General features: G+C 66.6%; 17 protein-coding genes. 10 read left to right on the top strand and 7 right to left on the bottom strand.

Annotation, left to right across the window (positions count from 1 at the left end; all coding sequences use genetic code 11):
- Positions 1 to 111: 111 nt before the first annotated feature.
- From IE075_RS16015 to IE075_RS11210, 3 genes are all read left to right on the top strand, one after another.
- Entirely contained in the window at positions 112 to 240 is a 129-nt protein-coding gene (locus IE075_RS16015) for a phage integrase central domain-containing protein (RefSeq protein ID WP_425489372.1), read from the top strand.
- Positions 241 to 423: 183 nt separating this feature from the next.
- Positions 424 to 1,929: a tetratricopeptide repeat protein gene (locus tag IE075_RS11205; RefSeq protein WP_189456542.1), complete on the top strand. Its 1,506-nt coding sequence runs from the start codon at positions 424 to 426 to the stop codon at positions 1,927 to 1,929.
- The gene (locus IE075_RS11210; RefSeq protein WP_189456544.1) at positions 1,929 to 2,693 is read left to right on the top strand and encodes a hypothetical protein; all 765 of its coding nucleotides are present in this window, start codon (positions 1,929 to 1,931) and stop codon (positions 2,691 to 2,693) included. Before IE075_RS11205 ends, IE075_RS11210 begins: the two co-directional genes overlap by 1 nt.
- 416 nt (positions 2,694 to 3,109) lie before the next feature.
- Here IE075_RS11210 and IE075_RS11215 read toward each other — a convergent pair whose 3' ends face one another.
- Both IE075_RS11215 and IE075_RS11220 read right to left on the bottom strand, forming a co-directional pair.
- Entirely contained in the window at positions 3,110 to 6,205 is a 3,096-nt protein-coding gene (locus IE075_RS11215; RefSeq protein WP_189456546.1) for a DUF3427 domain-containing protein, read from the bottom strand.
- Between the two features lie 520 nt (positions 6,206 to 6,725).
- Entirely contained in the window at positions 6,726 to 7,553 is an 828-nt protein-coding gene (locus tag IE075_RS11220; RefSeq protein WP_189456549.1) for an SPFH domain-containing protein, read from the bottom strand.
- A 470-nt stretch (positions 7,554 to 8,023) separates the two neighbouring features.
- On the opposite strand from IE075_RS11220, the gene IE075_RS11225 reads away from it, so the two are divergent.
- A complete protein-coding gene (locus IE075_RS11225; protein ID WP_189456551.1) occupies positions 8,024 to 8,455 on the top strand; it encodes a hypothetical protein in 432 nt (143 codons plus the stop codon).
- Between the two features lie 524 nt (positions 8,456 to 8,979).
- Here the strand turns inward: IE075_RS11225 and IE075_RS11230 are convergent.
- Complete coding sequence (locus IE075_RS11230; RefSeq protein ID WP_189456553.1) at positions 8,980 to 9,309, bottom strand: hypothetical protein; 330 nt, start codon at positions 9,307 to 9,309, stop codon at positions 8,980 to 8,982.
- 401 nt (positions 9,310 to 9,710) lie between these two features.
- Here IE075_RS11230 and IE075_RS11235 point away from each other — a divergent pair, with 401 nt between their 5' ends.
- The gene (locus IE075_RS11235; RefSeq protein WP_229792472.1) at positions 9,711 to 10,556 is read left to right on the top strand and encodes a tetratricopeptide repeat protein; all 846 of its coding nucleotides are present in this window, start codon (positions 9,711 to 9,713) and stop codon (positions 10,554 to 10,556) included.
- Positions 10,557 to 10,885: 329 nt separating this feature from the next.
- Here IE075_RS11235 and IE075_RS11240 read toward each other — a convergent pair whose 3' ends face one another.
- Entirely contained in the window at positions 10,886 to 12,568 is a 1,683-nt protein-coding gene (locus tag IE075_RS11240) for a sensor domain-containing diguanylate cyclase (RefSeq protein ID WP_189456556.1), read from the bottom strand.
- Positions 12,569 to 12,858: 290 nt separating this feature from the next.
- On the opposite strand from IE075_RS11240, the gene IE075_RS11245 reads away from it, so the two are divergent.
- Positions 12,859 to 13,179 carry a hypothetical protein gene (locus IE075_RS11245; RefSeq protein ID WP_189456558.1) on the top strand — a complete coding sequence of 107 codons (321 nt, stop codon included), beginning with the start codon at positions 12,859 to 12,861 and terminating at the stop codon, positions 13,177 to 13,179.
- Between the two features lie 643 nt (positions 13,180 to 13,822).
- Positions 13,823 to 15,025: a PAS domain-containing sensor histidine kinase gene (locus tag IE075_RS11250; protein WP_189456560.1), complete on the top strand. Its 1,203-nt coding sequence runs from the start codon at positions 13,823 to 13,825 to the stop codon at positions 15,023 to 15,025.
- A 314-nt stretch (positions 15,026 to 15,339) separates the two neighbouring features.
- On the opposite strand, the gene IE075_RS11255 is transcribed toward IE075_RS11250, so the two are convergent.
- On the bottom strand, positions 15,340 to 16,182 hold the full coding sequence (locus IE075_RS11255; protein ID WP_189456562.1) for an FIMAH domain-containing protein: 843 nt from the start codon (positions 16,180 to 16,182) through the stop codon (positions 15,340 to 15,342).
- 374 nt (positions 16,183 to 16,556) lie between these two features.
- On the opposite strand from IE075_RS11255, the gene IE075_RS11260 reads away from it, so the two are divergent.
- Both IE075_RS11260 and IE075_RS11265 read left to right on the top strand, forming a co-directional pair.
- Positions 16,557 to 16,991: a YcxB family protein gene (locus IE075_RS11260; protein ID WP_189456564.1), complete on the top strand. Its 435-nt coding sequence runs from the start codon at positions 16,557 to 16,559 to the stop codon at positions 16,989 to 16,991.
- Positions 16,992 to 17,375: 384 nt separating this feature from the next.
- Positions 17,376 to 17,900, top strand: a complete 525-nt coding sequence (locus IE075_RS11265) for a hypothetical protein (RefSeq protein ID WP_189456566.1) — start codon at positions 17,376 to 17,378, stop codon at positions 17,898 to 17,900.
- Between the two features lie 104 nt (positions 17,901 to 18,004).
- On the opposite strand, the gene IE075_RS11270 is transcribed toward IE075_RS11265, so the two are convergent.
- Positions 18,005 to 19,045: a hypothetical protein gene (locus IE075_RS11270; protein ID WP_189456568.1), complete on the bottom strand. Its 1,041-nt coding sequence runs from the start codon at positions 19,043 to 19,045 to the stop codon at positions 18,005 to 18,007.
- Between the two features lie 374 nt (positions 19,046 to 19,419).
- Here IE075_RS11270 and IE075_RS11275 point away from each other — a divergent pair, with 374 nt between their 5' ends.
- Positions 19,420 to 21,501 carry a tetratricopeptide repeat-containing diguanylate cyclase gene (locus IE075_RS11275; protein ID WP_189456570.1) on the top strand — a complete coding sequence of 694 codons (2,082 nt, stop codon included), beginning with the start codon at positions 19,420 to 19,422 and terminating at the stop codon, positions 21,499 to 21,501.
- 57 nt (positions 21,502 to 21,558) lie between these two features.
- On the opposite strand, the gene IE075_RS11280 is transcribed toward IE075_RS11275, so the two are convergent.
- Positions 21,559 to 22,824 carry a phospholipase D-like domain-containing protein gene (locus IE075_RS11280; protein ID WP_189456693.1) on the bottom strand — a complete coding sequence of 422 codons (1,266 nt, stop codon included), beginning with the start codon at positions 22,822 to 22,824 and terminating at the stop codon, positions 21,559 to 21,561.
- Positions 22,825 to 22,869 lie beyond the last annotated feature (45 nt).

Here is a 22,869-nt window from a genome sequence, read left to right on the forward strand (position 1 = left end):
AGCGAACAGTCTCGAGGCGGTCGCCACCGAATTCTTGGGAGCGCAGCGGAGAAAGCTAGCCTTTTCGACGTTTGCGAAGTCGCAGTGGATCCTCCGGGATAACGTGTGCGCGTGGCTGGGGTCGCACCCATTGCTGAAATTGAAGCTCCTGAGCTGCTCGCCGTCTTACGCCGGATCGAGCAGCGAGGAGCCCATGAGACAGCGCATCGGACCAAGGAACATCGCGGCTGCTCGCAATAGGTGTCGGTGAACCCGCGGCATCGGCTCGGGCAATATCGACGGCTCAGGTCCCGCAGCCGCGCGCCTACGCCTGGTTTGTACGGCGTGGGACGCAGCGTGCTCCACTTAAGGTCGGCCGACGCTTTCGCATAGCTGCGGTCGGGTCCGTCGGGTACTGTCGGCCTCCTCACGGGGGAGGACACCATGCAAAGCACTCGCATCTGGCTGGGGGCGGCCGTGCTGGGCACGGCGCTGAGCGCACACGCAGCGCCGCGGCAAGCGGATAAGCCGCCAGTCGAGTGGGCCGCGTACATCGAAGCGGTCCGCGCCGCGGACCGCATGGAGGGCGCCGAGGCACGCTGCCTGGCGCATCCGGACCTGCCCGGCAACAGATGGCGCCCGGACGCGGGCAAGTGGCGCTGCGCCGTGTTGCGCGAGCCGCTGCATTCGCTCGACGCGATCGAACGGTTGCTGCAGACCGAGGCCGGCCGTGCCGAGCTAGAAAGGGACTTCGCGCAGCTGCTCGATGCGCATTACAGCGACCCGGACCGCCGTGAGCAGATCTTCAACGCGTTCTATCCGTTCGATCGCAGCGACCGCGCGGGCAAAATCGCAAATCGCTGGCTCGAGGCCGCCCCGGACAGCGCATTCGCCCACGCCGCACTTGCATCCCACCACGACGCGCTTGGCTGGGCTGCGCGTGGCACTGCGTACGCACGCGACACGTCGGACGAGCAGTTAGAGCGCATGACGGCAAATTTTTCGAAAGCCGTGCCGCTGTATCTCAAAGCACTCGAGATCGAGCCGCGGCTGTCACCAGCCTGCACGGAACTGGCCGCGATCGGCCGGCAGTCGTCCGACGCGCTGCAGACGTATGCGATAGCCGCGTGCACCAAAGTCGATCCAGACTCCTACCACGTCACGCTCGAGCGCCTCAATGGCGCGCAGCCGAAGTGGGGCGGCTCCGACACGCAGCTACGCGAGGCGGTCGCCCATGCGGAAGCGCGCGTGACGCGCAATCCCATGCTGGGCGCATTGCTGGGCGAAGGCGCCGGTTATGCGCCCAGCAATGCGGAGGACTTCCGCGAAGTCGCCGACGAACTGGCTGCAGCCGCACAGATGGGGCCGAGCGCCGGCCTCAGCGGACGAGCGGGCAGCGGCTACCAGCGCCGCGGTGAGTTCTGGGCCGCGATCGTCTACCTGTCGCAAAGCCTGCGCTACGCACCCGAGGATGCCAGCCGCCGCTATCAGCGGGCGGGCGCCCTGCACGCAGTAAGCGAACTCGACTGGGCACTCCGCGACATGGAGGTGGTACTGCGCCACGAACCGGACGACGGCTGGCATCAGTTGCGCATGGGCGAAATTCTCGCTGAGCGCGACGGCGATCGCGCCGCGCGCGAGCACTTCAAGCGGGCCGCGACATTTCCCGAGACCCGCAAACACGCACTGCGTCAGTTGTGCGGCGGTCTGCTCCACGACCGCGAGCACGGCCAGGCCGGTGCATGCACGCTTGAATTCATCACCGCGTACCCGAGCGACGGTGAGGCGTGGCTGCAACGCACGCATTTCCTGGTCGCCACGAAAAGCCCGCAGGCCAGCGCGGCGATCGAGCGTTTCCTGAAGCACGCAGACCTCAGCGACGAGCGGCAACAGGCGGCGGTGGAATGGTTCACGCAGCCCCGCACGCCGAAAGGCGCAGGAGCGAAGTGATGAGTCGACCTACTCATCGTCCACGCCGGCTGCGCGTGTGCCAGAACGGCTCGGCGGCGCAGCGCATGCGCGCACTCCTGGCTACGACGCTGCTCGCGATCACGGCCGCCAGCACCGCTGCCGGCGGCCGTCCGTCATCGCCGACCGCCGCCGATGCGCTCGTACTCGGGCCCGATGCGACCGTGGCCGGCGAATCCTTCGGTGCGCTCACCGCGCGCTGGTGGCAATGGGCCGAGCGCATGCCGATTGCGCCCTACCTTGATCCTGACGGGCGCCTGTGTGACCTGGATCAAAGCGGCGAGGTCTGGTTCCTCGCAGGCACTGACGGCTCGTCGGCAGTCGAGCGCAGCTGCGTAATCCCGGCCGGTCGCCACATCCTCGTGCCAGTCATCAACATGCGCCACAGCAATCCCGCGTCCGGCCACGGTCGCGCGCTGCCGCTCCCATGCAAGGTGCTGCAGGAGGCCGCTGCCGTGAACAACGATCGGCTCGGCAGTGCCGTCGTCCTCCTCGACGGTGTGCCCGTGACCGACGTCGCCCGCTACCGCGTGCGCAGTGCCGGCTGCTTCCGCCTTTACGAAGGTGACGACACCGCGCCACTCACCGCCTCCGACGGCTACTGGTTGCTCATCAAGCCGCTGCCACCGGGTCGCCACGTGCTGAGCATCGGGGCGAACTACGCGGCCGGCGAAGCGGGGTATGGAGAGATGGTGCAGAATTTCGAATACGATCTGCACGTGGGTGGGTGGACGAATCTGCTCTAGGCGACGGGCTCGTTTCCGACAGAAGGCTGCCGATTTTTCGTCTCGGCCATTGCGGTGCTCGTGCAACCTGATGCCAATCGCCGCCAAGCCGAGGCAGATACCCGCACCACGGGTACTGAAGTCCCCACCGTGCCAGATTTGGCGAGTCGCGGTCGCAGAGGGCGACTAGCCTTGGAGCACAGCATCGCGGGTGCTGTGCTCGGACCGCGGCGGACCCTTACCTCTGACGGCAGGGGACTAGCATGCAGGTCGTCGAGGCTGAGAGCGGCCCCGCACCGAGCGCCGAGTCAGCCGTAAAGAACGGCTGCCTCTATCGCTATAGTGTCGCCAGCAAAGGGAGGCGGGTAGCATTCTCGAAATGCACTCTGACCCCTTTTCCACCGGAGCGATCGACGGTCCGCAGGGGGCGAGGCCGCCTAGGACACTGCGGCGGCGAACTGCGCAAAGAGGTCGCCCGGGAGCTCGCTCACCAGCCGCCACTTAATCGCCATGGGCCGCTCACCTTCGTGTGACACGTAAGTGGCTGGCCCTAGGAACCAGAACGCGCGGTCGTCCTGCGTCAACCGGGCAAACAGGAGCACGTGGCTGCCGCGGGTGGCGTGCTGCTGGTAGCGCAGGCCTGTCTCGCTGCTTTCCCGAGTCGTGGACTGGCTCTCCCAGTGGATCAGCTCCCGGCTGATTGCGTAGTCCCTATAGCGGGTGGTCGGCGCGAACTGGCCGTCGGACTTGTCCAGCGTGAAGACGAAGGCGTCGACGCACCCCTCGGGAAACCAGCGCACGCCTTCGCGCCAAGTGGGGACGGGCGTGCTCGAAGCCGGGCCCAAGGCAGCGAGAATCTCTCGCCGTGTATAGCGGGCATGGACGTTGAGCGGGACCTCGGCAAGTGTCGCCAGCGGTTCCTGGACGTGATCAATCCGTGCCTCTAGTACGTCCAGGAGTTCTAGCAGCTCAGCCAACACTTGCGGGTGCTGCCGGAGCAGCGCGGCCCCAGCCTCGAGTGATTCTGCAGCGCCCGGCACCGTTTCAAGCAGAACGGCAACCAGCATGTGCAAGAGCCGGCGCTCGCGCAGTCCTTGGACCTCAGGTGTCAGCTCGTCAGCGCTCGTCGCAAAGGCTTGATACGCCCCAATGCGCTCGGGGTCGTCTACATGCAGCACGCGTCCTAATCCGCGGCGCAGCGCCGCTTCATGGGGACCGTGGGGCAAGGTCGAGATGCCACCCGCTTCCAGCAGGTCGGACCAGCAGTGATTGGCGGCATAGATCTCCTCAAGGGAGAGGCCGGTTTCGTCCAGGAACCGTGTAAGGGTCGGGCGGCCGACGTGCTCTGCAACGCGCCGTAGCTCGTTGGCTTTTGACGGCCAAGTGCTGGGCACGCTGTTTTTCAGGTTGTCGAGAACGATCCGAGCCGCCACGGGGTCGAGCTGCATGTGGCAGCCGCTGGGAAGAAACGGGAAGCCCTGCTCGACCTGCTCAATCACCCGCTTGCGCGTTCCACCGAGTAGTGCGCCTAGCCGGTTTTGGAACCGGAATTCCTTCCGGTGCTGCGCGACGAAGTCCAACACGGTGCAGACCGTCTTTTCTGGGTGGCGCCTCAGGCCACGACCAAGTTGCTGAAGGAAGATGGTTGAGCTGTCGGTGTGCCGAAGTAGCAGCAGGGTGTCGATGCTGGGAATGTCGACCCCTTCGTTGAAGAGGTCGACGGTGAAAACGGCCCGCAGCGCACCCGATGCCAGTTGCTGCAGCGCCTCGGCGCGGGCGGGTGATGGCGTCGTGCCCACCACGGCCACGGCCGGCAGGCCGGCGGCGCGGAAATGGGCGGCCATGAACTCTGCGTGGCGTACCGAAACGCAGAACCCGAGTGCCCGCATCTTGTGGAGGTCGGGCACGGTCCTCTCGACATTGGCGATGACGAGGCGAGCGAGGACGTCGCTGCCCGTCACCAGATTTTCGAGCTCGCCGACGTCGTACCCCGTACCGCGGCGCCACGTAACGTTGCGCAGGTCCGTGCCGTCATTGATGCCGTAGTAGGCGAAGGGGGCGAGCCGCTGCTGGTCAATGGCGTCCCACAAGCGAAGCTCAGCGGCGATCCGCCCGCCGAACCACTGCAGGATCGGCGCGCCGTCGCCGCGTTCGGGCGTGGCGGTCAGGCCCAGCAGTTCGCGCGGAAGCAGGTGTTCCAACAAATTGGAGTAGGTGGGGGCAGCCGCATGGTGGAACTCATCGACGATCACGACGTCGAAATGATCCGGCTGAAGATTTGCAAGGGTGGCGGCGGCCAGGGTTTGGATCGACGCGAAAACATGCTCGAACGCGGCAGGGCGCTGGCCGTCGACCCAGAGTTCGCCAAAGGCCGCATCTCTAAGCGCGTGTCGGAACGTCGCCAAGCTCTGTTCAAGAATCTCTTTTCGGTGAGCGACGAAGAGCAGCCGTGCCCGGGGCAGCCGGGCTCGGAGCCGCTGGTAATCGAGCGCAGCCATCACGGTCTTGCCGGTCCCGGTCGCAGCAACCAGCAGGTTCCGGTGGTGCCCTTGAAGTCGAGAAAGTTCGATGAGTTCAAGCAGTCGCGACTGGAACGGCTCAGGCCTTAATTCAATGGGGCTCAGATAGACACGCGGCCCCGAGTTGGCAGGCACCTGCGTAAGCAGCCGGAACTCGGCGGGGTCGAACGGCCGGAAGTCTTCGTTGCTCCAATAGGTCTCGAAGACCGCGGAGAACTTGTCGATCACATCGGGATTGCGAGCGCCGGCAACGCGCACGTTCCACTCAAGGCCGGTCACCTGGGCTGAATGGGTTAGGTTCGAAGAGCCGATGTACGCGGTTGAATAGCCTGATGCCCGATGAAACAGCCAAGCCTTGGCGTGCAGCCGAGTGCTCGACGTGTCGTAAGACACTCGGATCTCCGCGCCCAGCTCATGCAGGGCCTCAAGCGCAGCCAGCTCGGTCGATCCCGTATAGGTAGTGGTCAACAGGCGAAGGCGCCGCCCGTGCTCACAATGCCGACGTAACAGGTCAGTGAGCGGGCGGATACCGGTTTGCCTGACAAACGCCATGAGCACGTCAATGCGATCAGCCGATGGGATTTCCGTCCTCAGCTGGTGCCCCACACGAGGTTCGCCGGGCGCGTTGGTCAGCAGCGTCGTGTCCAGAAGTGGTGTCGCGGGCAGCGAGACGGCTGCGGGTGCGCCATCAGGCAGCAGACCCATGATTGCGCGAAGCACGCTTCCGTCGTCGTGGAGTTTGTCCTTTTGATCGACGCCAGCACTGGGAACGTCTTGGAGGAGCCGAATCACTTGCTGGGCGAGCGCGATTCCCAGCGATGCACGCTGCTTGCGGTCAAACGAGGAGACTGTTTGCTTAAGCAGTCTGCCTAGATGCAGTGCGATTCGGTCTGCGGCTTCTTCCGGATGCAGCTGGCTGCGCTCTGCAACAAGCTGCTGGCCCAGCTGCTGCAGACGCTCTTCGAGCCCGCTGGTGATCAATACCTCGTACAGGCCGGGCTGCAAGTCACTCATTGGGGTATCCGGGATCAGGATGCTGCGCGCGGCGGGCGGGCGGGCGGGCGGGCAGGGCGCGTGGATGCGCTCGGGCTGAGTGTAGGCAGTGGGAGAGGACCCTCCCAGGGCAGCACTTCTCGATGTTTGGCCGATCAGCGGTGGGTTGACCTGCGGTCCTATTGGCGTGCCATGTGCCGGCGTCTCAACGCTGATGAAGCTGAAACGTTCTATCGAAAAAAGGGGTCAGGTTCCATTTCCTAGCCGAAAAATACGGGTCGCAGTGCGCTTCGGAAACAGGGGTCAGAGTCCTTTTTCACAGCCAGCTGTCTGCAACTGAGCCCAGCATGGCACGTGCTGTGCTCTGGTCGGCGCCGCGCCGCCGGGAGCGAGGGCGCGGCGGTAGATTGCTACGCCCTTGGTCATGCGGTCCGGTCAGGCCAGTGCCTTCAAGGAGCACCGGGCCGCCGGCGTTGTAGGCGCCCGTTCCCCCGGACATGGGGCTGTAATGGCGGGCGGACGCCGCCGCGTCTTAGCATGCTTACTGACCCGTGGTAATCACCGGCGTCACGTTGCCGCTGATGATGGTGTTCCCCGCTTTTGCGGACTGGATAATCGTGTCGCGCTGGATCTCGGCCATGCGCAGTTGCATCACGCGGTCGGTCAGTGAAGCGGCGAGAATCTGGTTCGCGTCCGCCTCGCCCTGTGCCTGCGCCCGCAGGCGGTCTGCCTCGGCTTGCGCGATCTGCACTTCCTTCTGCTTGCGGATGACTTCCTGGTCGGCTGCCACCTGGTCACGGATGGCGGCTTCGATCGCCGGGTCGGTCAACAGGTTGCGCACGTTGATGGAGGTCACGGTGAACGCGCCCTTGTCGGACGAGTCGAGTTCCGCCTGCAGGAGCTTCTGGATCTCCGCCGCGATTTCAGGGCGCTGGGTGTGCATGGTCGTCGCGTTGAACTTCGACACGGCCGTGTAGGTCGCTTCGCGCGCTGCGCGCAGGACCCGGTTGTAGCCGACGACGCCGACGTCGTTGCCGTTCTCGACGATGTCCGAGTGTTGCAGGTAGTCGCCCTGGTACTTGATGTAGAGCCCGGGGATCATGCCCGGGGTCGTCTTGTAGTAGACGTCCACGTCCAGGTCCTTGAGCGTCAGGTTGTCCTTGCTCTTGGGGTTGAGGTCATAGACGGGAAAGCTCACTTCCTTCGTCGTGATCTCGTCGACCGAGTCGAACACCGTGGTGTAGTGGCCCGGCGGCAGCGCCTCGCTGCTCACCACACCGAACGCGCGCCCGACGCCGACGTTGCCGGTGTCGATCTGCGTGCAGCCGGCCAGGAAGACGAAGGAAAGTGCAAAAGCGGCAGTGCGCATGGAAGCGGTCTCGAGTGGTGGGTCGTGCGTGAAAGGTCGGGCAGGCGCGGGCGCCCACGTGCTGCGGGTCGGCGAGAAGTTCTGGGTTTGAAATTGACGGTTAGCGCAGGCGCTCGGCATCGGGGTGGGCGTGCCCTTCCGGTGGCTGGCGCTTCTACGCGAGAGTCGTTGACCCGGATGCGCCCCCGCGCATCGGTCCAGGTCCGGCGCAAGTGTGGATCGTGGCGCTGTTGCTGGGAAGCGTGTCGTTGCCTTGCCAGTCCGCCGCCCGCGCCTGGCGGGCGCAGTCAGCCCCGCCCGGCGAGGTCGTCTTCGGCCGCGGCCGGAGCAGACATGCCCGCTCTGGCCGCTGAGTTGGTCAGCCCGAACTGTGCGGACAGTACGAGGCTCGGAATATCGCCCACCCCTATCATGGGCGCGTCCCACGTCTGCGGCGCTCTAGGCCGCTTTCCCACTGAGCGGGCCTGTCCATGCGCCTTTCTGTTGGCCTTTTCCTGCTGGCCGCTCCATTTGCCGCTCTGTGCGCAGAGCGCAGCGAGTCGAACTGCCGTGCGTCACTCGAGCGGGCCTACAGCGTCTATGAGATGCGGCCGGCTTCGACAATCCGGGGCGACTTCAACGGAGACGGTCAAGACGACTTGGCCGGTCTGATGGACCGCAAGGCGCAGCCCATAAGGTTGGCGATCGGCGTCTGTCTCTCAGGCGAAGACCGGCCATTGCTAATTCCGAGCCAGCGCGGGTTGACCCGCATTGCGCTGACGGTGCGGGGCTCTCGACACGCGGATCTCGTCACGGACATGACGGGCGTGTTCGAGCGCGATGCGCTATCGACCACTGATGAGGACGGAAATACTGTCAGCTACATCCTCCGGGCCGGCACCTTCGCCCGCATCGCCGGCTGACTCCGGTTCGTCCGCGCAGCGCGGGCCGGGGCACGGGTGCCCGAGGGGTTGACCGGACTGGCATCAGTCGAGCGAACGAGGGACGGCTTAAGGCTGGTCTAACGGCGCATACCCCCGCGGTCTGCTGCATTGAACGTGGCGTGCAACGCCGCGTGACACGTCACGTAGAACGTCGCGTCAAATGCCGGCGCAACGCCAAGCCGAATGCGGCCGGGCCGACCTTGCGATAGTCCAGTGAGCGGCACAGCTTTGCCCCCGTGCTTGCATCTGCGGCGGCCGCTGCACACAGGACGAGGACGACGGGGGTGCCGGAGGGGTGTGGGTGGTCCGCCGCTTTGAAAAAAGCTTTTACCAACAACGACATAATTCATAAATGTCGTGCCGACAGCCGGCACCACGGCGAAGCGGGCGTTCGCCGCCGCCTCGGTCTTCAGGCGCCGCGGCCCGGCCGGACACGGTCCGGCCTTCGACTCGCGCCGGTGCGCGCTGACGCGCGCCGGGACCAGGCCCGGCCGCCGGTCACGTCACCGGTCTTCCAGATCCTCGTCTTCGTCATCCTCGTCCTCTTCTTCGTCATCGCCGTCGAGGGAGTACAGATCTCCGCGGGCGGCGGCCAATTCGGATTCGATGATCTCGACGCTTACGTTGCCTTCGATCTCCGGCTCGTCGACGAACGTCGGGTAGTTGCCTTCATCGTCGGTGGCGCCTTCGAGGTCGGCGGTCACCTGCAGCGTGAAGCCGTCGCCGTGGTACTTCCACAGGCCGTCGTGCTCCTCGACGAAGGACTCGGCGTCGATCTGCTGCTCGTCGCCGTCGATTTCGACGATCACATGTCCGGTCAGTTGTGCGCTCATGGGGGCCTCGGTCAGGAAAGGGGTGCTGCTGCGGGCGCATGGTGAAGCCGCTGGTGCGCCGCGTCGATCCCCAGCGGTGGGTTGGCACGTGCAGGCTGGCCGGCGCTCTTCGTGATGCGTTGCGACGCGCGGTGCTCGCCGGCGGCGGGGCGGGGTGGGCACTGGACTGGCCGGCGACGCGCAGGCACGTCGAACACGCAGCGCAGCGCGTCCACGCGCGTGATTGGGCGCGCTGCACCGGTTGCGCGCCGAGTCGGCCACGGCGCGACGCGAGCGAGGTGCAGCGTGCGCCGCGACCGCCGCCCCAGCCCAGCTGAATGCCACGCCGTGCTCCACCCGGGCGGCGCGCGTCGTCCACGGGAATTGAACGATCGGCTGCCTAGGGTCGCCCCATGTCACGCATGACGGAAGTACCGGCCAGACGCCTCGGCGCCGCGCTCGTGGCAGCGCTCGCGCTGGGCGGCTGCAATCGCGCTGAGCCCGAACCCACCGCGGCCGTCGCGGACGCGGGCCGGCCCGCGCGCACGCTCGACCGCGTGCTCGTGCGCCCGCCGGGGGCGGCGGTCGTCGAACCGTCGGACAGCCCCGATGCGGCTGTCGACGCGGCGATTGCCGGTGACACACGCGCGTCGGAGGAGTGGGCGGTCGTTCCCGACGACGAAGCGCCCGAATCGGTCGGCACCCTGCCGCCCGGGCAGGCCGAGCGCGCGCCTTCGCAGGCACGCTCGGTCCAGCGCGAGCCCGGCGCAGTCGAACGGTCGGGCGATGACCTTGCGGCAGCTGCGCGTCGCGAGCGGCCGCCTGCGGTGCACGACGGCGGCGCAGCGCCGCAGCACGCGCGTCGGCTCAACCAGCAGGCCATCGAGCTCATCAACGCAGGCCGGCCCGAGCAGGCCATTGAGCCCTTGGAACGTGCGCTTGCGCAGCAACCGCGCGATGCGGAAATGCTGGGCAATCTCGGCTACGCCTACATGCTGCTCGGCGAGCACACCCGGGCGAGCCAGCATCTGACGCGTTCGCTGGACGTCGCGCCCACGCGGTCGGCCACCTGGCTCAACCTCGGACAGACCTACGCAGAGCTCGGCGAGCGCGAGCGCGCCGTGGACGCGGTGCTGACCGGCTACCGGCACGCGTCGCGCAAGGACGCGGTTCGGTCGGCGCTGATGGCCGCTGCGACCGGGCGCCGATACAGCCCCGCGTGGCGCGAGGCCGCCGGCATCGCGTTGGTCCGGATCGGCGACGGGTAGGCGGAAGCCGCCGCGGGGCTTGGTGTCCGACGGTGATCACGGAGTCGATGCCGTTGGTCGACACGCTCAGCCAGCCCCACCGGCGCCTCAGTGGTGGCCCTCCCGAGCGCAAGGCCAAGTTCGCGGGCTCATCGCCGGGCAGACGAATTGCCGGGGGCTGCAGCTCACATCCGACTGCTGTCGACGGTCAGGGATCCTGAGGCTCGGCATCGAACGCGACAAAGCGCGAGCCACTGCGCCCGGCGCCACCCCGCGGGCTCGCAGGCTCGCGGAGCCGGACGTTCGAACTCCCGAAACCGTGCGGCGCTACCGCGACGCCCCGACCTGCATCAGGGCGCCACTGCGCACCGGCCTCGTGCGATGCACGCCACACCGAGGTCGATCAGTGCCTGCGTGCCTTCGCTCGCGCGCCGGGCAAGGTCCGCCAGCGCGTGGCCCTGGGTGGGGCGCAGCACGGCCCAGCCGTTGCGTCCGTTGTTCTTGGTCCAGTAGAGCGCTGCGTCCGCGAGCTCGATCATCATTTCCCACGACAGCGGCGCCCCGTCCCTCGAGAAGCTCTGTTCGGCAAACCCCACCGAGCACGACAGGCTGAGTGTCGAGCCGTCAGACAGGGTGAACGTGTGCGCCGCGACCGCATGGCAGATGCGCTCGCCGAGCGTGGCCACGTGCTCGGTCGGCATCGGCCGCAGCACGAGCAGGAACTCTTCGCCGCCCCAGCGCACCGCGTAGTCGCTGCTCCTCACGAGCGCCGACAGCAGGCCCGCGAACTGTTGCAGGACCTCGTCGCCGGCCTTGTGCCCGTGGGTGTCGTTGATGCGCTTGAAGTGGTCGATGTCGACGAGCGCAAAGAACAGCGCGTGCGGCGGTGTGTGCGTTTCCCCGGCTTCGCGCACGTAGAACGCCAGGTCCTGCGGCAGCTGGCGCGCGATGTAGCGGCGATTGCGAAGCCCGGTCAGGACGTCGGTCTGACTGGCGTGCTCGAGCTGCCGGTTTGCCTCATCGAGCTGGCGCGTGCGCTCGGCGACCAGACGTTCGAGTTCGATCTGCTGCTGCTCGGCCACCTCGGCCGCGCGCTGCAACGCGCGAGTCGCGGCGATGCGCTGGTCGTTGATCGACGCCATCAGCAACAAAGGCAGCGTGGCGAACAGATTCAGGAAGCTCAGCAGCAGCATCACATCGAGCAAGGTCCTCGGCGGTTGGAACGCGGCCAGGCCCAGGCCCGTCAGCGATGTGACCGCGAACACCGACGCCAGCGCGCCGACCGCCGTCCACAGCGGCCGGAAACGGAACGCGCTCCAGAGCAGCAGTGCGAGCGGCACCGCGACCATGCCCAGCGCATAGGCGCTGTTCTGCAGTCCGACCCAATAAACGAAGCCGTACGAGCCGGCATAGGCCAATGCCCACACCAGCTTCTCAAGGGCACGCGCGTACGACGACGCATGCGGCGCGTCGCGGTCGTTGAGCTCGCCCTTCGCGATGAGCAGCAACAGGGTCGGCGCGATACAGACGATGCCGAGGAGGTCGCCAAGCGCCCACTTGAGGTACGCGCCGACGAGGTCGCCGACCTGGATCATGCCGGCCACGACCAGCCCGAACGTGCCGATGCACGCGGCCACCACCGCCATGACCGCGGCGCCCGCGAGCAGGGCGAACGCGCCTGCTGCGGTTCGCACACCCCGCGCCCGCGCGCGATGAACGACATACCCGCCGGCCATCGAGCCGATCAGGTTGCTCAGCACCGAAAAAGGAACGAACGCGTCGGGCACCTTGGCGAACGTGGCGTGCGCGATGAGGACGGCGATCGGCGTGATCGCCGCCCAACGCATGCCCATGCCGACGACTGCGGCAAACGCGACGCCCGCCGCGGGCCAGAAAAGCGTCACCTGCGACGGGCCGACCACGAAGGCGTCGGAGTACCAGACGCCGATCACGTAGAGCGCCACCCAGACTGGAGCGGCCATCACGGTCGCGATGCGACCGCGTGCAGAAGGCTGCGCTGCAGTGACTGTCATCCGGGCGGCTCCGTTTCGGCTCGATGGGTTCATGCAAGAGGCATGCCTGTATCCGGTGTCGGCGGTCGGTCTACCCCTCCGCCGGTTGGGCCTGCGCACCCGCGGTTTCGGGGGTGCCTGCAGCGCACACCGGCACTGGCATCAGCCGCGGAGGGTGGGGCGCAAGCGCCCGGTGTGCGATGCCCGGACCGCCGGGCGCCTTCAGCACGCTCGAGGTTCCACGGCCTGCATCGGGCGCTCGCGCTCCCTGTGCGACCCTCGTCCATGGTTGTTTGCGGAAGGAGACAGACATGGCGAGTGCAGCCAAGCTGAAATCGTGGCTTCGATTCATCCAGCAAGTGGGGGTGGAGCAGGGCTTCGAGATCGAAGGCGGCGAGTCGATGGTCAGGATCGTCATCGAGGCCCACCACGGCGTTGCGTACCGCGTGCAGATCAACAGCGCGGGATACCTGCAGGCGCAGCAATGGGAGTGCGATTCCAAAGGGAAAAAGGGCCGGTACGGGCGCGCGGTCTTCTCGATGCGCTCCAACAGCGATGTCGCCCAGTTCTGCTCGGTCCTCATCGCCAGCAGCGCGCTGCGCGCAAGGCGCCGTGAAGACGACGACGCCTGAGGCGTCTTGAGCCCCCGCGTTGATTGCCTGGCGTTTCGCGATGCGTTGACCCTTCGGGATTGCGGCATGTAGACGCCGGCTGGCGCTGCGACCTGCAGCGCGCCGTGCTTCGTTCGAAGTGTCGTGTCTGCGCTTGAGGCTTGACGACTGCGTGGGCTGCGACGCGCCGCCACCGCGCGCGACGCGGCTTGGCGCCGATGTGCTTGCAGCGGACACGTTTGCCCGCCTCAGCCCGACGCGGCCACGGGCCACTGCATGACACCCGGGCTGCCGCACGCAGGGACATCACGCGCGCGCGGTCCTGGACGAAGGCAAGGGCCGCGCTGCCGCTTGTAAAGAGCCGGTCGCTTCTAAACGAGGCCTTGCCGAAACGCCCGCCCCACGCCACCGGGCACCCCGGTCGCACCGTCACTGAGTCATGCGTCGACTCGCTCTCACGGCGCACCGAACCGTGGCGCCGGCGCCTGCGCACGACTCCGCCGGCAGGTCGACCCGGCACGCGATGCGGGCGTTACGTGAGCGCCACGCGAGCAGCAAGGCCGCTGCGCGGCGTCGCAGACGCCACGGCAATCCCTCGGCGCGACGATGACGCAGACACAGGCATCGTGGGTCACCGCCGCCAGGTTGTACTTGTCGAACCGCCATGAACGAGCCAGCCCCATCGCCCGCCGCGCTCGACTACCGGGCTCTGTTCGACGCCACGCCTGCGCCGCACCTCGTGCTCACGCCCGACTTGCACATCGCGGCCGTCAACGAGGCTTACCTGGACGCCACCGCGACGACGCGCGAAGAGTTGATCGGCCACCACGTGTTCGACGCGTTCCCGCAAAACCCCGACGACACCGAGTCGCGCGCGGTGGAGAACCTCCACGCCTCGTTGCTGCGTGTCCTCGAACGGCGCACGGCGGATTCGATGCCGGTGCAGCGTTATGACATCCGCGTGCTCGACAGTGACGGCGTCCGCTTCACGACGCGCTACTGGAGTCCGATCAACACGCCGGTCTTCGACGACGAAAACCGACTCACGCATATCCTGCATCGCGTGGTCGACGTCACCTCGTTCGTCAACAGCGCCGCGCACGCGACGGAGCTCGAGGCGGAGCTCGCTGCGCAGGCGCTCGAACTGCAGGACGCAAACCGTCGATTGAAGGATGCGAACTGCCAGCTCAAGCGCGAACACGAGTTGCGTGAGCAGTTCGTGCTCGCGCTATCGCATGACCTGCGCACGCCGCTGTCGGCCGCCACGATGGGCTCGCACGTGATCGGCCGAAAGGCGAATGACGCCGACGACGTGCGGCGCATCAGCGGGCGCGTGCTGGCCAACCTCGAACGCATGGACCACATGCTGCGCGACCTGCTCGACGCGAGCCGCATCAACGCCGGCGGCTCGATCAACCTGTCGATTGGACCGTGCAATCTGCGCGACATCGCCCGGGTCGTCATCGACGATTTGAGCACCGTGCACGGCGACCGCTTCGAATTGATCGCCACCGAGGCGCCGGTTGGGCAATGGGATTGCGAAGCGCTGAGGCGCGTGATCGAAAACCTGTGCACCAACGCGATCCGCTACGGCCGCGCCGAGGGGCCAGTCATCGTTACCGTGCACGCGTCAGCGGGACAGGGGATCGTCGAGGTTCGCAACGAAGGCGATCCAATACCCACGGATCAGCAGGAGGCAATATTTAACGCGCACGTTCGTCAACAGCAACACGAGCTCACCGAGCGAAGAGGTTGGGGCCTGGGCCTCACGCTCGTGCGCGGTCTCGTAGACGCGCACGGCGGCTCCGTTGGCGTGCACAGCGCGGCGGGCAGCGGCACCGTTTTCTGCGTGCGACTGCCGCTTTAGCGGCGCGTGGGGTGGCGCCGGACCGCGGCGAGCGATGTTGCTTGGCCGCACGGAAGCGTCGGCTCACGCGAGACGGCGCCTCCGCACGTCGAACTTCGCCGCGGTGTCAGGCGGCTCGTTGCAGCGGGACGCCAAGCCGTCTATCCGGGGCCGGCTCGCATCGCCGGTCTTTTTTTCGACTCGGCGTGCGGCGGCTCGACCTCGCGTCCCGCGCATCCGAATGTCTTGATGCGCGGGGCGCAGGCTCAGCCACGGTGCGGAGCGCCGCCTGACGCGATCGCTGCAGCCGGTGCATCGGCGATGAGACGCGCTGACTACCGGCGGCAGCCACCGAGTGCGGCGTCGAGCAGCGCGGCGTGCGCTTTCATCTCGTTGCCCAGCGATACCGGCATCTGCTTGCCGCTCAACGCCGCGACCTGCTTCGAGAACGCACGCAGCACCTTGCAGGCGCATTTGTTCCTGCCCGCGCCATGAAGGCGCTCGATGTTCCGCAGTTTCACCGCCAGCGACCTGGCGTTGCCCGCGCCGATGGCGCCGCTCTGCACGGCGGCGCGCAGTTCGCTGATCGCCGAGTCCACGAGTTCCTTGACCGTAAGCTCGGGCGTGGACGTGATCTCGAGCTTCACGTTGGACCAGCCCGCCGCCACCGTGTGAAGGAAGAGCGAGTAAACGTCCGCCTGCAGCCTCCGCGTCGGCAGCGCGTCCGTGGTGATCATCGACGGCGGCTCCCCGTTCGGTCCGGGAAACCCAGTAAAGCCGAGTTCGGCGGCATTGACGGGCGAGCCGCCGAGCGTGTCGGGCTGGAGCACGCGGCCTGCATACACCGAGACCTGATCGTCCGGGTTCGCCGTGTTGTCGAACGTCTGCAGCTGGCCCGGCCCCAGCACCACGTCCAGATCCGCCGCAGGAATCTGCACCCGGAAGCTCACGACCGCGTCGTCGATGAACCAGCCCTTCGACGGATCCGGATCGCGGTCCGGAGCAGCGGTGTCGAGCACATACGTGACGGTGACGGCGTCGCCCTCGTCGAGCACCGGGTGGTCGTAGGCCTCCTGGATGGTGCCCGTGTAGGTGACTGTGACGGTTTCCGCGAACGCTTGAACCGGCGCAAGCGCCAATCCGAAAGCGACGGACAGCAGAGTCGCGAATGCACGCATGGGCTGATCCTCGAAGCAGGGGCATGTACGTCTGGACTATGCCGCGGCGCATCCGCCACCGGTCTGCTTGAGCCGCGTTACTTTGTTGCAACCGCAGCCGAGAGGCTCGTCTGCGGCGCGCAGCCGGTCTTACGCCGTGCACCGATCGAGCGATCGAAACAACGGCAGGCGCGGCCAGTTTGTTCGAGTCAGGCTGTTCGCTTATGGCCGCCATTGAACACCGAACCGTGCGGTGAGTTTGCAGCAGCTTGGATCGAGTCGGTGACAGAAGCCTTGAAGTTCAGGATCGGCAGCGCCACTGAATGACTTCACGGCTGTGTCGTCAGTTTCGATCCAGTCACTCTCCTTAGAAGCGGCTCACCACGGACGGCAAGATGGAACAAAACGGGAATGGCAGCATTGAATTCGACGTGGCTTACCACTACGGCGAGTACCGCTCGTTCGTGCAATCCGCGATCGATAGAAAACTTCCAGAATTGGCTGCGCAAACCGGAAAATCGGTGAACGGCCCCATGCACCGATGCACGATGGCACTTCTGGCAGTCGTGCTGCCTGTGGTCTTCCTCTACAAGGTTCTGCGCGTCGGCCGTTGTCGGTTCCGGATCGATGCGAACGAGATCCGGCGGATCAGCAAGAACGGCGAGGCCGTTGTGCCTTGGAACCAGATTCGAGCGGTCTACGACTGCAAGTCTGGCCTTCTGCTGATGAAGGAAAACGGCGGCCTGCCGATTCCGGACCGCGTGCTGAGCACCGGGCAGCGTCGACAACTGCGTGCCTTTGTCGATTTACACGGGCTGGCCGCTCGATAGCATCGCGGTCAAACACGGCGCTGGGCCTAAACGAGCGCTGGCATCGGCTTGCAGAGGCGCGCTCGGTGTATTGCGCGCGTTGCACGAACACAACGCTGGAGTGCTCAGCTGCTTTGCCCTATTCCGTGTTTCCTGGGCAGTGGATTCGGTTCCGTTTCAGGCGTTAAAGCCGTCTGCAGGCAAAGCCCGCATCAGTCGGTGCCTGTTGCCAGGAGGAAGGTCGGCTGTTCGGAGACAATTGCCTCGACCCTCCGCAGCAAGCGTAGCGCCGCGTCAGGCCGTCACCGCGTGAGCCGCTGTCGCGGTGCCGGAGGCGCATTGGCCCCGTCGAGGCAGCTCGGGTAAATTTCACTTTGGCGAGGGGTCGCCGAGGGGATGGAAAGGATGTCCGCAGCGTTTGCCTACCTGCACACCGCCGATCGCGAGCAAATGCTCCGCGCCGATGCGCTCGTGGTGGTGTTTCACCGTCGTGAGGTCGATGCCGGACTGACCGGGCGCACCGTCGACCTGCTGTGCGCCCTGTCTGACGACCCGGTGTTGGCGCACAAATTCGAAGGCCGCCTTCATCTGGTGTTCGAGGGCTACAAAACGACGCCGCCGTACCAGAGTCCGGCCTGTCGCCGATTCTTCCGCGCGGTCACTGACCAATGGCCGTTCTGGTTCCACTTTCTGGAACGCCGGGACGGCAGCCTGCGGCTTGCAGTGCGAATGCTCGTCGGCGTCACCGAAGTCCACCGCAAGGGCGCAGCTGCCGTGGGGATCGTCGACGTTGCGCTATTGAACGTCACCGTGGACGGGATGTTGTATGGCTTGGCCGGGATTCACCAGGACCTGCGCATCGGAGCGGACTACACCACCCGCGCCTCGTCCGCTGTGTTGCAGGCGCTTCGCGCGCGCCAACTCGCTTGAGTGAAGCGCGCGCCGCAAATGCACAGCAGGTTGATCGTCGACAGCCGTCTCGACCGATCACGCCGGCGGGGCCGCGGTCGTTCGCTCCCAGGCCGCAACAGGCATCAGATCGAATCCTGCGCCGCGCGGGCGCGTAACTCGGCAATGAGCCCGGCCGAATCGTCCACGCCCAGATAGATCTGATCGACGACGCGACTGCCTGCCAGGCCGCGCACGCGAGTACCGGGCGCCAGTCCGATCAGCACGTTGGCCTCGCCCATTCCGATCAGGCGAAGTCGCCCCTTCGCCCGGCGCACCGGCCCGCGCGTCGGCTCGACGGTGGCGATGGATGACCACTCGAGCAGGAAGTCGCTCGCCACGCCGTACCGCACCTGCAGGCCGCGCTCGGTCACGCTGAGCGGGCGGTAGAGCGTAGCCCGGTACTCCGCGAGCATGAACACAAACCCGTATGCGGACAACGCGGTGACGACGGCCGCAATGAGCGGGTCGAACAGGTGGATGAGGACGTGCGCGATCGGAATTTCCGCACCGATCGCGATGAGGAAACCCAGCTGATTCGTCGCATTCATTCCCTGCTTGCCGACATGAAAGTGGCGAAGCCCGGGAAACGCTTGCCGGATCGGCCGCCTGAAAAGCCCGTACAGCCAGACGCGGCTCTCGAGCCGCAGCGCCCGCGTGAAAGCGCTGTCGCCGAAGCGGGCGCTGATGGCGCGATCGAGCGCGAGTTCCAGATTCTGGCTGTGGCGCTCGCGCGCCACCTGGGTGAGCAGCAGGGTGATCAGGCCCAGCTGGAACATCACAACGACGGCGAGCGCGACGTATCGAAGATCGTCCACGACGTGCCACGCGTTCTTGCTCTCGTCCGGGAGAATCAGGCTTCCAGCGAGCGCACCCAGACTCACCAGCGCGAGCGCCCTGAAGGCAGCGGCCTTGCCCTGTCTCCAATTGAGCGCGAGAAACACGAGCGGCACGACCAGCAGCAGGTCGACCATGACCGGCCACTCGGGCGCCGGGCCGGTCGAGAAACGCGCGTAATTGCGAACGAGCAGGGCATTGACGGCAACGACGGCGGCCGCAAAGGCCAGAAACGCGATGCTGCTTCGGGCCGCCGGCAGACGGTTGGAGGCGATCTCAAGTGCAGTCATATGCGGAATGCTCGGCTTCCTGGCCTCAGGCGGTCAGGTCGATTTTCCCATACGACTCAGGCGCGCCGCCCGAGGGTCGCTTTGAACCGGAAGCGGCGATCTGCACAGGGCCGGAGACGGGCGTCGGCGGATCAGCTCCAACGGGCCAGCGCTCCGCAGCCTGAGCCGCCAGCCAGCGGTGTCACCGCGCGCCAGGTGGCCACCGGCAGCCGTCCCCATCGACACGCTGGCTGTACGTCCGAGCCGCCCTCAACCGTGCCGTCTCAGGCAAGGGGAGGCCAGCAAACCCCTTTCGCGGCGGAACAACACTTGCATGGAGGGGAGATCGCGGCCGTCCGCGGTCACCCTTTTCGCCTGAACAGGTCGCATGCGCCATGAAGCCGTCGCTTCGTACCCACCTGACCGCCGTGGTCCTGGTCCTGACCGCGACGGCGTCCGCCGCGTCGGTCGCGGCGCCGTCCACCGTCGATGCGCTGCTCGATCAGCACGGCCGCAAGGGCTACGCCTCACCGCTGGTGGCGCTTCGGGCGCTGCAGGCGGCGCCCGATAGGCCGTCGGCTGATGCACCGCTGGACAAGCAGCAGCGTTACCAGGCGGCGCTCGCCGACTACGCGACCGTCGCCGGTGAGGACGCGGTCGCCGAGCAGGCGATCAAGGCGCTCGGCACGCTGGCAACCGAACGCGGGTGCCAACCCTGCGGCGTGCTGCAGCTGGTCCGACAGGCCGAATTCGCAGCCGCGAACAAGAAGCCTGGCGACGCCCGCGCGCACATGACGCGCGCGCTCCAGCACCTGCCGTCTGCCGAGCAGGCACAGCGCCTGGAGATCATGACCGCGCACGCCAGCGTTCTGGAGCACGGTGACGAGTTCGACGAGGCGATCAAGGCAGGCGTGGAAGCCGCGGACCTCGCGATGCGGATGGATGAGCCCGCTCGACAGGTGGATGTGCTCGCGATCATGGCGCGGGCCAACCTCACCCGCGGAGATCTGGATCGCGGGCTGGCGCTCTCCACCGAGGCTTATGCGCTCGCCAAGCGCATCGGCTACACGTACCAGATGGCGCGCATGCGCAACAACCAGAGCTACGTTTACGGCGGGCGGGACGATCTCCCGAAGTTCCACGCCGCACTGACCGACGCCCTGCGCCTGTCGAACGGCGTGCCCGGCATGGAGCGCTTTTCGCTGACGACGCTGATCAATCTGTCGGCGTACCACATCTACGCCAAGCAGTTTCCCGAATCGATCGAGGTGACCCGCCGCGCCGAGGCGCTGGCGAACGAGCTGGGGGACGATTTATCAGTCGCCTTTGCCGTCAGCAACCGCGGCAGCGCGATGGCCCGCATGGGGCAGGTCAGCTCCGGGCTCGCCCTGATGCAGAAGGGCAGCGACCTGGCGGCGGGCGCGGGCGACAAGCGCGCCAGCATCGACCTGCTGGATGAGAAGGCCAACGTCTACGAACTCGTCGGGCGCCCCGCCGACGCGCTCGCCACGCTGCGCCGCGTCATCGCGCTCGACAAGGAGTTGACCCAGACCCAGCGCGACGCGGTCCTCGTCGAGCTGCAGGAGAAGTTCTCCGCCGAGCGGAAGTCGCACGAAATCGACCGTCTTTCGACGGAGAGCGCGCGGCGCCAGGCGGAGGTGGAGGCGCGCACCTGGCAGCAGCGGCTGTGGGCCGCCGTCGCCGTCGCGTTCGCGCTGGGCACCGTGCTGCTTTGGCTCGGCCTGCGGCACGTGCGTCGGCGCAACCGGCTCCTCGAAGACGACAACGCCGCTCTCAGCGAGCAGTCCGCCCACGACCCGCTGACCGGCGCGTACAACCGCCGTCACTGCGAGCGCCTCATGGGCCAGCAGGAGTTGACGCTTCACGCCCGCGACCTCAACGGGGAGGGAAAGGCCGGCGTGGGCCTGATGGTCATCGACGTGGACTTCTTCAAGAAGGTCAACGACGCGCACGGCCACGTCGCGGGCGACGCCGTGCTCAAGGGCGTCGCCGGTCGCCTGCAATCACTGGTCCGGGATCAGGACGCGGTGGTGCGCTGGGGCGGCGAGGAGTTCCTGCTGGTGCTTCCGGGCGCGTCCCGCGATGGCCTCGCGGTCATCGCGCGGCGGGTACTCGACATCATTGCGACCGAGCCGTTCGAAGTGAATGGCGCGCTGATCCACGTGACGGCTTCGGCCGGCGCCGTGGTGTGGCCATTCAAGGACGGCCAACGCTGGGAAGAGGCGATGCACGTCGCCGACCTTGCGCTCTACGAGTCCAAGGGCAGCGGGCGCAACCGGGCGACCTACGTGGTTCGTGTTGCAGAAGACGCCCAGATGGAGCGGGTCTACCGCGACCTCGGTGCGGCACGCGAACAGGGCGAAGTCGAGCTCCAGACCGTCGTCGGCCCGGTGCGGCCCACGCCTGACGACGTCCATCGCAACGCCGAGGAGGACGGCGTGCCTGCGCTCCTCTAGGGGGAGGCTTCGCCTACACGCGTCGCGAGCGCCGTCGACCGCCCGGCGAACGAACGATCAGAGCTGAGTACGGAGCGGCACCATCAGCGTTTCGACCACACGGTGTCGCAGCGAACGGTTGTCCCATTCCTGGTACAGATAGGGCTGTCCATTTTTCAGGTCGGCCTCGAACGTGCGCGTCATCCGCGCCGCGAAGTCGGCGTCGTACATGTTGAGGCTTGCCTCGTCGTTGAGACGGAACGAGCGGATATCGAAGTTCGTGGAGCCGACCGACACCATTTCCTCGTCGACGATCAACAGCTTCGCGTGCAGCATCGTCGGTTGGTACTCATAGACCTCGACGCCGGCAAGCAACAACGGGCCCCATGAAGCTTTCGAGGAGAAGCGGACGGTGACCGAGTCGATGTGCGGACCCGGCAGCAGCACCCGCACCCGCACGCCTCGGTGTCGCGCCGCGATGAACGCCCGCGTGATGAGCTCGTCGGGCACGAAATAGGACGCTGCCAGGTCGATGGTTTCGTCGGCGGCCGCAATCGCCATCAGGTACATCAGGTGCATGCTTTCGCTGCCACCGGCAGGCGAAGCGATGAACAGATGGGCCGGGGTGTCGCCTACAGGCGCAAGCGGTGGAAAGTACGCGGCCCCGTTGAGCACTTCGCCGGTCGTCTTCATCCAGTTGTCGTTGAATGCAGCCTGCAGCTGCGCAACGACCGGGCCCTCGACGCGGAAGTGGATATCGCGCCAATGATCCGGGCTCTGCGCGTCTCCCAACCACTGGTCCGCCACGCCCACGCCGCCGGTGAAGCCCAACCTGCCGTCGATGACCAGCAGCTTGCGGTGCGTACGGTTGTTGAGCCGGCCGAGGTTGTACCAGCGAAGTGGGCGGTAATGGTGGACTTGCACGCCTGCATCGCGCATTCGCTCGAGCAGGTCGTTATCCATCTTGATGCTGCCGGCCCAGTCGAGCGTGACGTGCACCTTGACTCCGGCCCGGGCGCGCTCGGCCAGCGCGTCCGCAAATGCATCGCCGATCTCACCGGACCAGTAAATGTACGTCTCGAACGTGATCGTCTTTTGCGCGCTTCTTATTCCGTCGAGCATGGCGGCAAATATTTCGTCACCGTTGTGCAGCGGTGTGATGCGATTGCCCGGCAATACCGCGGGACCGAGCAGAACTGACATCTCACGCCGGTACTGTTCGTCCGCAACCCCGTAGCGGTGCTCGATCTTGCGCTCGAGATTTTTCTCCGGCGTCGAGAAGTTGGCGGCGATCACGATGAGCAGCGCGGTGCACGCCGCCGTCGCGACGATGATCGCGAGCAGGCGCATCAGCGTGCGGTTGCGGCCGGCAGCGGCGGGTATACGGCC

The organism is Cognatilysobacter bugurensis, assembly GCF_014652095.1.
Classification (GTDB): Bacteria; Pseudomonadota; Gammaproteobacteria; order Xanthomonadales; family Xanthomonadaceae; genus Cognatilysobacter; species Cognatilysobacter bugurensis.